This is a genomic window from Psychrobacter piscatorii, from assembly GCF_904846415.1.
Taxonomy (GTDB): Bacteria; Pseudomonadota; Gammaproteobacteria; order Pseudomonadales; family Moraxellaceae; genus Psychrobacter; species Psychrobacter piscatorii.
Window position 1 is genome coordinate 1 of the sequence record NZ_CAJHAR010000010.1, and the last position, 12,602, is coordinate 12,602.

Sequence of the window (12,602 nt, forward strand, 5' to 3'; positions counted from 1 at the left end):
TTAGATGCGTATAGTTCATGGTTGCAATCTCACTTTGGTCGGTGGATAAAGACTTTGATGCTAGCGCATCTAGGTCTTTTTTTCACCTTGCATTTGGTATTGCACTTCATGTGTTAATCTAAGATTTAAATCATTAAGTGATAAAAGCAGCACACATAAAAAAGGGCTTAAGATAATTCTTAAGCCCTTTTCATATTTCTAATAATATCAATAAACACTAAAATGGATTAACGTAAATTTAACTCAGGAACGGTTTGTCCACGCTTACTATAAAATTCGCTAACGAATTCATCAAACCGATCTTGCTCGATAGCATCTCTGATACCTTGCATCAAACGCTGGTAATAGCGTAAGTTGTGAATGGTTGCCAATTGTGCACCCAGCATCTCTTTACATTTATTAAGATGATACAAATAAGCACGGCTAAAGTTTTGGCAGGTGTAGCAGTCACATTCAGGATCTAATGGGCCTTCGTCGTTACGATACTGGCTATTACGAATACGTACCACACCAGCATTGTCTGCATCGCCCGTCACGAAATAATGACCATTACGCGCGTTACGAGTTGGCATCACACAATCGAACATGTCCACACCGCGGCGTACGCCTTCAACTAAATCCTCAGGCTTACCAACGCCCATTAGATAGCGCGGCTTATCTGCTGGCATATCATCAGGGAGATAGTCTAGGACATCTATCATCTCTTCTTTAGGCTCACCAACCGAAAGACCGCCGATGGCATAACCATCAAAGCCAATATCTAGCAGACCTTCGAGTGATTGCTGACGCAAATCAGGATACATACTGCCTTGTACGATACCAAATAATGCGTTGGTGCTGCCCAGTCTATTGTGCTCATCAACGCAGCGTTGTCCCCAGCGTAATGATAGCTCTAGAGACTTTTTCGCTTCATCATGAGTCGCTGGATAAGGCGTACACTCATCGAACTGCATGACGATGTCTGAGTTCAAGCTGTATTGAATTTGCATGGATTTTTCAGGAGAAAGGAATACTTTGGCGCCATCGATAGGCGATTTGAAGTTAACCCCTTCTTCGGTAATTTTACGCATGGCACCCAGACTGAATACTTGGAAACCGCCTGAATCCGTCAAAATAGGCTTGTCCCAATGCATGAACTTATGCAAGCCGCCAAATTTGTCGATCACTTCCGTGCCTGGGCGTAACCAAAGATGAAAAGTGTTGCCTAAAATGATATCAGCACCGATGGCTTCGATATCACGTGGCAGCATACCTTTGACCGTACCATAAGTACCAACAGGCATAAAAGCAGGCGTTTGCACATCGCCATGATTGAGATGAACGGTGCCGCGGCGTGCACGCGTTGCACCGCTGGCTGTTTTATGTAAGACAAATTGCATATGTTAACCGATATATGAGCTATGAAAATGGCGCTAATTATAGCATTGTTAGGGATTTTTTGGATATTGATATTCAGGCCATCAATATAGCCAGTCAGTGCATTTTTTGATTGATGTAATATTGTTATAACCAAAAGACACAGACAGTGCTTCAAAACACACAGACAACCCTTACGTTGCGCTGGTAAAGTAAAAGTCATAATGATGACGTATTTAGAACCATCAGAGCATACTTTAAGAAAATGGAGAGGTTATATGAAAAAGACAGGTTATCTACTATTAGTTGGCGGGATATTATTGATATCAAAAGGGGCAATGGCTGCTGATCCAGAAGAGCCGGAGTATACGTTATTGGCACAATCAGATGACTTTGAGTTACGTCGTTATGATGAGCAGTTAATCGCCCAAACGTGGGTAAGTGGTGATCAACGCGCGGCGAGTCGTGCAGGTTTCAAAATCCTAGCGGATTATATTTTTGGTAATAATACCGCACCAACTGGTGGTAGTAGCAAAATTAGCATGACAGCGCCTGTTACTATGCAGCCTGATAATAAAGGGGATAGTGAGTCACAGAAGATCGCAATGACCGCACCAGTCAGTATGCAACAAGATGACGGAAAGTGGCGCGTACAATTCACGATGCCTAGTAAATACACGATGGAGACGTTACCAAAACCGAATAACCCAGAGGTCGAAATCATCGAAGTACCCGCTCAAAATTATGGCGTTATCAAATTCTCAGGATTTACTGGAAGTGATAAAGTAGATAAGAAGACACAAGAATTGAGAAATTGGATGCAAAGCAAAAATTTAACGCCTACAGGTGATCCAGAATTGGCACGTTACGATGAGCCATGGACATTGCCATTTTTACGTCGTAACGAGGTAATGATTGCGTATGAGCAAAAGTAATACAAGGGTATTAGGGCATATATTCATTGTTCTTAGCCATTTAGATTATTGATCGCAAAAAAAAGACAGCAATGGCTGTCTTTTTTGTATCTGATATTTGGTTATTCGATTTAGTTTTTTTGCTCACGAATGATATTCAGCATACGGCGCAATGGTTCTGCTGCGCCCCACAGTAGCTGATCACCAACGGTAAAGGCACCTAAATACTCAGGGCCCATTTTAAGCTTACGTAAGCGGCCTAATGCAACTGTTAATGTACCAGTCACTGCGACTGGCGTTAAGCGATTCATAGTGGCTTCTTTGTCGTCTTCGACCAAGTCTAACCACTCGTTGCCGCTATTTTTTAGGGCGGCTTCAATCTCTTCTAGAGGGATGTCTTTTTTGAGCTTGATGGTTAGACCTTGCGCGTGGCAACGCATTGCCCCGACACGTACACACATACCATCGATAGGAATCGCGCTAGCTTCGTCATTACCAAGGATTTTATTGGTTTCGACGCCGCCTTTCCACTCTTCTTTTGACTGTTTGTTCTCTAACTGCACATCGATATAAGGAATCAAGCTACCAGCAAGCGGCACACCAAAATATTGTGTAGGGAAGTCTGCTGAACGCTGTGTCAGAGCGATTTTCTTATCAATATCAAGAATGGCGCTAGCAGGGTTGGCCAGTTCATCTTGTACAGCGTCATGCAAAACACCCATACCTGAGATAAGCTCACGCATGTTATTGGCACCAGAGCCACTAGCCGCTTGATATGTCATCGCGCTGACCCATTCGACCCAGCCTTTATTGAATAGCTCACCAATAGCCATCAGCATCAATGATACGGTACAGTTGCCACCGATAAAGTCTTTTTTGCCGTTGGCTAGGGCGTCATCAATGACGCTGCGATTGACTGGATCAAGAATGATGATGCTGTCATCTTTCATACGTAGCGTACTTGCTGCATCAACCCAATAGCCAGTCCAGCCGCTATCACGTAGTGGTTGGTGAACTTTTGAAGTGTAATCACCACCTTGGCAAGTAATAATCACATCACAAGCAGCGAGTGCTTCAATATCATGAGCATCTTTTAGTTGGCCAGTTTCAATACCGTCGAACTTTGGCGCATCACCACCAGCATTACTGGTTGAAAAGAAGACAGGCGTAATACCGTTAAAGTCATTTTCTTCTTGCATACGTTGAATCAATACTGACCCTACCATGCCGCGCCAGCCTACCAAGCCTACTGTTAAGTTACTCATGAAATTCAGTCCTATTTACAATTATTTGTTGCATCACCAACCGATAACAATGCCGTGAATGGTACAAAAAAGCAAGGCGTTTTGGCTATTATTTACTCGTTTTATATATACTATTAACTATGTGTACTATAACTTTACGTTATTATTAGAGTCTCACTTAGGTATTGGCAAAATATATTTGGTTGCCTGTAAAGGATAAGGCTCTCGATAAAATACTTATTATTTTGATTGGGCAGGTATTGTAAATTTTTATGGCAGTTGTTGCAGAATCGCGACTCATATATAGGCGAAAATCTTATGAAATGCTAAAGTAAGCTTCTAGCATTAATACTTGACGTCAGTTCAGTTAGAATTCAGTTCATTTAAAACAATCATGTGTGTTGTCATGGAATGAATGGCATATGTCATCATTGGCCCCATTATCAGCTCAATAAACGGTTATTACATACTATGGATCTCTCACTATTATATTACAGCTTACAATGGCTAGCAGGATTCATCGCATTTGTAACGATTTGGGGTTGGGTGCCCCTTGATAATTGGTGGGTACGTGGCGTCGAATTCCCACGCATTCAGATAATGGTGCTTGGCATTATTGCTTGGATTGGCATGATCATGTTTTTCTCGGAGTGGCAACTGGGTCAATGGTTGTTATTTATAGTGCTTAGTATCACGTTAGCGTTCCAGTTAAGAATGGTATTGCCGTATACCAAGCTATGGAAAAAAGAAGTGCAAAAAGCAAAAGATAAGCCAGAAGGGCAAGTACATCAATTGAAAATCATGGTCTCAAATGTATTAACACCCAATGATGAAACACAAAAATTGGTTGATTTGGTCAAGCATAGACAGCCCGATATTTTAATTACGCTTGAAACTGATAAAAAATGGGAGAAAGCCTTACAGCAAATTGAATCTGATTATCCATACACAGTGAAGGTTCCGCTGGACAATCTATACGGTATGCACCTGTACTCTAAGCTTGAGCTCATAGATCCTGAAGTGAAGTACCTAATGATTGATGACATACCTTCTATTCATACGCAGTTACGTCTGCAAGGTGGTCGAGTGATTTGGCTATACTGCTTGCATCCTATGCCTCCAAGTCCAACTGAGGCTGATAAATCTACCACGCGTGATGCTGAGCTGTTAATGGTTGGCAAGCACATCAAAGAAAATGAGCAAACCGCGATATTGGCTGGTGATCTCAACGATGTGGCATGGTCAAAAACCACGCGCCGCTTTCAGCGTATTTCTGGGCTGCTAGATCCTCGTATTGGTCGACACTTTATCAACACCTTTCATGTCAAATATCCGTTTCTGCGTTGGGCATTAGACCATATTTTTCATAGTGCTTGCTTTACAGTGGTTGATATCAGACGTATGCCGTCTATAGGGTCTGATCATTTTCCTGTAATGACGACTTTACAATATGAGCCAGAAGAAACGAGTAAGCAGGAAGGCAATGCGCCTACTGCAGAAGCAGAAGATGTAGCAGAAGCAGATAGCAAGATTGAAGAAGGTAAAAAAGAAGGCAAGAAAATGTCAGATGAACGCAGAGAAGCGCAAGGCAGTTTTAGTTGAGAAGGAGTGCGACGTATAGGTTAAAGTTTACTCTTATAACGTAAGCATATGCTTACGTCAAATAAGGTTTTTAGCTTCTATTCGTACCAAATTGATTGTCCTATAATACATTCATCAACACAAGGATACGCAAGGATGCAGTGTTGAGACGGTATCAATAAAAGAACAGGTCAGCCCGCTGTCTTATACGTTACTGTTTATGACTTAGGATGAGTCAACATGGAAGAGAGATAATAACAATAACATGAAGCACTGAAGCCCCGAACCAATCGCCCTAGGTTCGGGGCTTTTCTTTGTGCATCATTTGTCGATGTGTAATATTCCTACCATACACAGCTAAATAGATTGGTTTAACCGTCTATTAAGTTAATTGTACTTAGGCGGTTTGCTATCCATTATTCTAATTAACTGGCAGTCAATTTCTAAATAAAAAAAGGGTATATGCATTGGCATATACCCTTTTTCTGTGCAAGCTAATCAGTATTATTAGCGCTCAGTGTATTAAGTTATGACCAAGCAGTTAAACGTAGGTCTTTAACCGAGTACTTGGATGTAAGCACCTGCACGCAATTCTTGCAACCAGTCTTCTTGTGCTTGAGGCGCTAGGCGTTGATATAACGCTTGGCGTGCCATATTGCGACGATATTGCTCGCTGACATCCTGCTGACGCTTACCGTCAACTTTTAGGATATGCCAACCGAACTGAGTTTTGAATGGAGCAGAATAGTCACCAACGGCTGTGTTTTTCATTGTGGCCTCAAACGGACCCACCATATCTTCTTCACTGACCCAATCAAGATCACCACCGCGGCCAGCCGATCCTGGATCGTCTGAATAGGTTGATGCTAGGGCAGCAAAATCAGCGCCATTGCGCAGTTGCTCATACAAATCATTAATTTTCTGTTCAGCCAGTGCATCTGTCTGTAACTCATCGACTTTTACCAAGATATGACGAGTATGCCACTGTGGAATCAGCATGGTATCACTGGCTTTTTTATCAGCCAGCTTAACGATATCAATACCTTCAGGCGTTAGTAGCGGCTCACTGACTGCACCAATATCGAGATTGGTAATTTTGCTTGATAGCTCTGTCGGTAGGGAGGCCGCTTTGTGAAAGCCCATATCGCCACCTTGAATAGGGATAGGATAGCTACCTTGGCTTGCAGCAACAGCTTCAGAGACATTGACATTTGGTGCAAGTAAACGAGTACGCAAATCCTGTGCAACTTTTAGCGCTTCCTCACGTTGAGCTGCTGACAGACGGCTGTAGTCATCTATATAAGGAACGCGTACATGCACAGTTTGGTATTCACTTTGGTTCAAACGTTTTGCTTCAGGCGACGCCAAAAATGCATCAATATCTTGCTCGCTAATGCGTACTCGGCGACTGATTTGACGCTGCTGCAGCTCTTGAATAGCAGCATCTTCGATCAGTTGAGCACGTAATGCGGCATAACTACCAGGACGCGCGGCATCTAAGCGTTGCTGTAATGCTGAGATGCTATTAAGCCCTTGAGATTGAGCAATTTGAGCAAGGCGTTGATTGATCTCGGTTTCATCAGGAGATAAACCGACACGCTTGACCATTGATAGTTGCAATTCACGCAAGATAAGCGCGTTTAGTACCTCTGACTGCAGTTGCGCTGAGTTTGTAATAGGTTCTCCTGCTGCTCGTGCGCGGGCTTGGGTTTGTGTAATGGCATCGACCAATTCACTTTTTAGGATAGCGTTTTCATTGACTAAAGCGACAATACCATCGGTGCTATTGGCAGGTGTCAAGCGACTTACTGCATTCTGATTAGCAGTAGTCGAGGCTTGTGCTGTGGCAGGTTTCACAGTCGCTGCTTGAGCACTTAATGTCAGTGCAAGACTGGCACTCATAGATAGCAGTACAGCGCGGCTGGTTTGACGTAAAGAAAAAAATCTCATGATGCTCCTCATCAATGTCATCGCATCGGATGGTAGTCGGTCAACGCAATCCAATACTTAATAATCAAATATTTGACAGCGTGGCCCATAGTAGGGTTATAGATAATATCTTATAAATATTTGTGCAAATAGTGCTGTAATCTAGCAAAAAATCTCGTTAGTCTTTCCATGCAGTTTGGACAGGTTCGAAGCCTAATATCTTGTCAGAGAGCAACCGTGTTAGGCGGCTACTGCCACTGCCAAGCCCATTTAATCTAATTTCTGCCATAACAGCTTGTGTTGGTTCGTCTTTGACGTTTAAGTCATTATAGTAACGGCGACCGTAAACTGCAAAGCCAAAACAGCAATCTTCATAATCAACGCCGATGAGTGAATCGAGCATCTTGTTACGATTATAGTCATATTGACCTTGAGCCAATATCCGCCAGCTATTATTGATAGGGAAAACGGCAGAGGCGGTAAATGCGGACAATGGCAACTGATCAGTGTTTTCATCACGCTGACGCTTGACATAGCCCACATTGAACAAGCTATTGTCTGATGGCTGATAACGTAACTCAGTCGTGATATAGTTCAAATCATAGTCGTTAGTCAGCGCACCGCTCACATCAACCCAAAAATTGTTATAAGGTTGGGTGCTGGTATCCCATACCATGCCTGAGGAAGAAGAGTTGAATACTCTTTGTTCATCATCAAGCGTGACACGACCATCATCTATATAGAACTGTTCTGCAATGCTACCATCAAAACGTGTCACACCCGTTGCATCGATGTAACGATAATTGACACCAGGCGTGATAGAGTGCAGATCTTGCAAGCGATCATGGCCTAAGAACCAACTGTCTGAAAATAGCTGCTCATAGTTAATAGACGCAATACGAGTATTGAAGTTAGGAATATCATTTTGATTTTTATACGGTGAATAAGTGTATTTCACCCGTGGACTAAGCAGGCGATAGCCACCCATGGTGTCATCAAAAGCACCGAAGGGTGAGCCTGCTTGGTAGAAATTCAGACCTGCATCAATACTGGCTTGCGGAACGAAGACTGATTGGCTACCATCTCCTTCACTAATGTTATTGTCTGCCAAGCTGTCTTCATCATAGGAAGTATAAAGATGCTGTAGGCTTAGCTTCGGTCTGATATAGCCCCAAGACTTCTCCATCGGATAGACGGCACTTATTTTGTTATAAATGCGTGCACCGCTTTTTTCATCCTCAGAGCCATCATCAATAGACTTCTTAAAATAGGCAGAATCATGTACACCAGTGATATCAAAGTTCTTCGCCCACGGCAGTCGATAGTTGAGCTTTAGTTGTGGTAGGCGTGAATAGGGTTTGTCTTTATCCTCTAGAGCCTCACCATTATCAGTAAACGCATCTAACGTTTGAAAGGTTTCTACTTTTAACTCACCATCGACGTAATCATTATAATAATTAACTCGAGCACGCCTTGGTAGATTGATCGTGTTATCTGATAAACCTAAAGTGTCAAAATCGTTAAGATAGTCTGCGTCTGATACATAGCTATATTTGGCATCACCACTTAACCGCGGAATACTTTTGGATGACCAATAATGATCATAAAAAAAGCTTTTACGATCTTCGTCATTATATTCTTTGTCATTGGGCAGGTATGAACCGTTAAAAATGCCTTCTCCATAGTTTTCGGTCAAATAACGGAACTCACCTGAGACCATAGGATTACGGTCGGTGTATACATGCGTATTGAGCGTGGCATCGTAGTTGGGCGCTAGGTTGAAGTAATAAGGAACATCAATCTCAACACCGCTCTCACTACTCACGCTAGCACTTGGTAATAAAAATCCGCTACTACGACGACTGTCTATTGGAAAGTTAAAGTAGGGGAGATAAAAGACGGGCACGTCAGCAATGCGAAAAGTCGTATTATAGGCTTCACCGCGTCCTGTATCAGTATTCAAATCGATACTTTTGGCATCAAATTGCCATTTACGATTCGTGGGTGGACAGGTGCTAAACATCACCTCGTCCAGCTCGTACTCACTATCATTAGGCTTGTTCAAGCGCTTAGCGTAGCCGTGTGCTTGTAGTTCAACACTAGCAAAAGCCACATCGTTGGCTGTTGATTGTCCAGTTTCAGTGTTATAGTTTAAGCTGTCTGCAACCCCAATCAGACCACCTTTTTTTGCTTTCTCATTAAAGCTGGTTTGAGCGTTACTCGGTGCATTGCTACGTGGCAGTGATTGTCCTGTCGCCTGATCGGTAAACATGACTCTACCTTGTGCAGCAGCCACCCCATTGCTTAGATCAATCACAACTTTTTCTGCTTCGATATGCTGGGTGCCTTGATCGACTTTCACATTACCTGATAGCTCAGCATAGTTGATATTATTGTAATAGCCGTAGTCTGACTCTGTGAATAAAGGTGCTTTATTGTTGGGAATACTGTCAACATCAGGCACTGGTTGTCCATTTGCACCGCCAGCCTCATTCACAGCACGCTGATAATTAGGGTTGCTCTTTGGATAGACCCATTGACCTTCACAGCGTTGTGCACTATCTATAGCGTTTGGTAATAATCGTAAGTTCTTACCGACTTTTGGAATAGTCTGCGCTGTAGGCGCTAAAGTACTCTGTATGTTATCTGACTCAGCATTTTCTGTATTATCCACGTCATTTGAGACAGGAGTCTCTGGTGTGAGCTCATAGAATTCTGCCAAACGCACTAAGCTGTCTTGAATGCTCTCATCACTGATATCTAGCTGACGGTTATCCGCTACGGTATCTTGAGACGTGACCATAGCATTAGCGCGTGTGTCGCGGCTTACCTGATCGCTATCCGTCATATTTGATGATTGTATCGAGGCGGTATCAGAAGACTCATTAATCTCTGTGATATTCAAAACATCATCGGAGGCGCTGTCTTCTAACGTAGTATCGCTTGCGAAACCTGTGTCATCAAAATCAGAGGCAGGAGTCGCTCTTTGAGAATTATCGACCTGTGAGCGCGCGTCTTTATAACGTATATCGTTGTAATCACTGCTTTGAGTGACATTACTGTTATTGGTATCAGAGAGGTAGCTGCTCGTACTACCAGCACTTGATGGCTCAGTTGTCTGTGTGTCAGCATCGTTGATGGCAGCACTAACCGTTAGGCTAGATAAGCCTAAGGCACCAAATAAGATCAAACGAATGCTTTGGTAAAGCGGAGAATATAACAAGGGCACACCTATGATTGCAGAGCCTATTGGATTGCGATACTGAATTGCATAGTCGTATTATTCAACAAGACAGAGTTGTTAATGAACGGCTAAAAAATCACTCATCGATAGCGTCATCTCAAGAATTTGGCTGTTTTACATATAATGACGACTAATCATAGTCAAAAAAAACCAAATCAGCTACACTATTTACCAAAATTTATAATATAGCCAAGCTGCTTTTAAATGAGCTAAAAGATTCAGCTTAGCGTTAAATTATTGAATGATATCTTGATATGTCTACTGACGCAGTTGTTGCGGCTTAAGATATGACCATTTTAGCAAGTATTTGCCTGACTTATCACTACTTTAATTATTTATGATTTATATTTAACCTACGATGCCCCTTATGACTGATAAAACCACTATAGAGCCTGACATGACCGATAACAATAACGACAATCGCCAACAACAACTCGAGCATTGGTTGCAGCAAGTATTTGTAGATAAGACCTTTAATCTAGAAAGTTTACCGGGTGATGCGAGTGCACGCCGCTATCATCGTATTCAATTGCTAGAGGCTGATGGGTCAGGAGATACGCGTTATATCGTCATGGATTCTGCTGATGAGCAGGATGCCATGCGGCAGTTCATTAATGTTGCCAAGCTCATGTCGCCTGCAATCAATGTGCCGACGCTCATCGCACAAAATCTAGAAAAAGGTTTTTTGGTGCTACAAGACTTTGGTGTAGTAGAGTTTGCTCATTTGCTGACTGATGCAACACCAGAGCAAATCGATGACTATTATCAGCTTGCCATGCAGACGTTAGTAGCGCTGCAAACGGTGACAGTCGAGACTGCAAAATTTCAGTATCAGCTGCCAGATTACGATACGGCGTTATTAGATCGCGAAATGAACCTGTTTAGCGAGTGGTTTATTCCTTATATCGGCGTAGAGCTGAATGAGAAGGTATGGGAAAACTTGAAATCGGCACTGATGAATGAAATCCTGCTGCAGCCACAAGTCATTGTGCATCGTGACTATCATAGTCGTAACCTCATGCAAGACCAAGCGGACACATCGCGCTTAGGTGTGATTGATTTTCAGGATGCCGTAATCGGCTCTTATACTTATGATTTAGTATCATTGGTACGCGATGCTTATGTTGAATGGCCAGAGCGTCAAGTATCTGCATGGATTAACGACTTTTGGCAGCTACAAAAGCAACAATCGCTAACCACAGCCGATAATGTGGTTCAGCTTGAAAACGACGTCAATGTAATGGGCGTACAGCGTCATTTAAAAGTACTAGGAATTTTTATTCGATTATCTGAACGCGATGGCAAAGATCGCTATTTGGCCGATATTCCCAAAGTCATGCGTGATTTAATTATTGAGTTAAACTGGCTGGCTGAACAAGGTAATGATGAGGTCAAGTATGCCGTCCTACCTTTTAATCAGTGGCTAAAAGATGCTGTCGTACCTGCATACAAAGGTAAGTTTGCTTCAGCCTAGATGATGCTCAATCAAATTAATGATATAAATAATAAAAATAGGAGTAAGCATGTCTAGCTCTACGATTACACAAGCCATGATTTTGGCTGCTGGTAAGGGCACACGTCTGCGACCATTGACACTAGAAACGCCCAAGCCTTTGGTTGAAGTAGGTGGACAGCCACTTATTGTCTGGCATATTAAAGCACTACAAGCCGCAGGTATTACCGATATCACGATCAATGCATCATGGCTGGCGGATAAGCTGATGGATACCTTAGGCGACGGTGCGCAATATGGGGTCAAACTACATTGGTCAATAGAAGGTGATGAACCGTTAGAGACGGCAGGTGGCATTTTTCAGGCATTACAGTCAGGAAAGCTGCGAGACGAGCCATTTATTCTCGTCAACTCTGATGTTTGGACGACCTATGATTTTGCTCAGTTGCGAGACTATACATTAGGAGCAGATCAGCGCGCGCATCTATTGTTGATTGACAATCCAGAGCACAATGATGGTGGTGATTTTGCTATCAATAATGGTCTTGCCAGCGAGCAGCCAGTTGGCAATGCGGACAAATTCACTTTTGCTGGTATTAGCGTGATGTCTCCGACGTTGGTAGAGGGGCTCGTATCAGGACAGCCTGCTGCATTGGCACCATTACTTAAGCAAGCGATGATTAAATTTCAGATTACTGCTGAAGTGATTACCGACAACTGGATCGACGTTGGTACAACTGAGCGCTTGGCACAAGTGAATGCGTTTATTGAAAAAAACGATGCCGATAATCATCAAGGTCGAGTAAGTTCATAAGATAAGCAAAAATACACTGGTAAACACAAAAAAGCAGCGTTGATTATTCAACGCTGCTTTTTTACAC

General features: G+C 42.7%; 8 protein-coding genes. 4 read left to right on the forward strand and 4 right to left on the reverse strand.

Features of this window, described 5'->3' with window-relative positions:
* Nucleotides 1-227 precede the first annotated feature (227 nt).
* A complete protein-coding gene (gene tgt, locus JMX83_RS06225; protein ID WP_201599723.1) occupies nucleotides 228-1,379 on the reverse strand; it encodes a tRNA guanosine(34) transglycosylase Tgt in 1,152 nt (383 codons plus the stop codon).
* Between the two features lie 255 nt (nucleotides 1,380-1,634).
* Between tgt and JMX83_RS06230 the strand changes: the two genes are divergently transcribed.
* The gene (locus JMX83_RS06230) at nucleotides 1,635-2,291 is read left to right on the forward strand and encodes an SOUL family heme-binding protein (protein ID WP_201599724.1); all 657 of its coding nucleotides are present in this window, start codon (nucleotides 1,635-1,637) and stop codon (nucleotides 2,289-2,291) included.
* Between the two features lie 110 nt (nucleotides 2,292-2,401).
* On the opposite strand, the gene asd is transcribed toward JMX83_RS06230, so the two are convergent.
* On the reverse strand, nucleotides 2,402-3,535 hold the full coding sequence (gene asd, locus JMX83_RS06235; protein ID WP_201599725.1) for an aspartate-semialdehyde dehydrogenase: 1,134 nt from the start codon (nucleotides 3,533-3,535) through the stop codon (nucleotides 2,402-2,404).
* Between the two features lie 450 nt (nucleotides 3,536-3,985).
* On the opposite strand from asd, the gene JMX83_RS06240 reads away from it, so the two are divergent.
* Nucleotides 3,986-5,116, forward strand: coding sequence for an endonuclease/exonuclease/phosphatase family protein (locus JMX83_RS06240; RefSeq protein ID WP_201599731.1), 1,131 nt, complete (start codon nucleotides 3,986-3,988; stop codon nucleotides 5,114-5,116).
* 534 nt (nucleotides 5,117-5,650) lie between these two features.
* Here the strand turns inward: JMX83_RS06240 and JMX83_RS06245 are convergent.
* A complete protein-coding gene (locus JMX83_RS06245) occupies nucleotides 5,651-7,045 on the reverse strand; it encodes a peptidylprolyl isomerase (protein ID WP_201599733.1) in 1,395 nt (464 codons plus the stop codon).
* A gap of 157 nt (nucleotides 7,046-7,202) precedes the next feature.
* A complete protein-coding gene (locus JMX83_RS06250; protein WP_201599735.1) occupies nucleotides 7,203-10,247 on the reverse strand; it encodes an LPS-assembly protein LptD in 3,045 nt (1,014 codons plus the stop codon).
* 379 nt (nucleotides 10,248-10,626) lie between these two features.
* Between JMX83_RS06250 and JMX83_RS06255 the strand changes: the two genes are divergently transcribed.
* Complete coding sequence (locus tag JMX83_RS06255; RefSeq protein WP_406947618.1) at nucleotides 10,627-11,742, forward strand: aminoglycoside phosphotransferase family protein; 1,116 nt, start codon at nucleotides 10,627-10,629, stop codon at nucleotides 11,740-11,742.
* Nucleotides 11,743-11,791: 49 nt separating this feature from the next.
* Nucleotides 11,792-12,535 (forward strand): N-acetylmuramate alpha-1-phosphate uridylyltransferase MurU, encoded by a 744-nt coding sequence (gene murU / locus JMX83_RS06260; protein WP_201599753.1) that lies wholly within the window; start codon nucleotides 11,792-11,794, stop codon nucleotides 12,533-12,535.
* The last annotated feature ends 67 nt before the right edge of the window (nucleotides 12,536-12,602 follow it).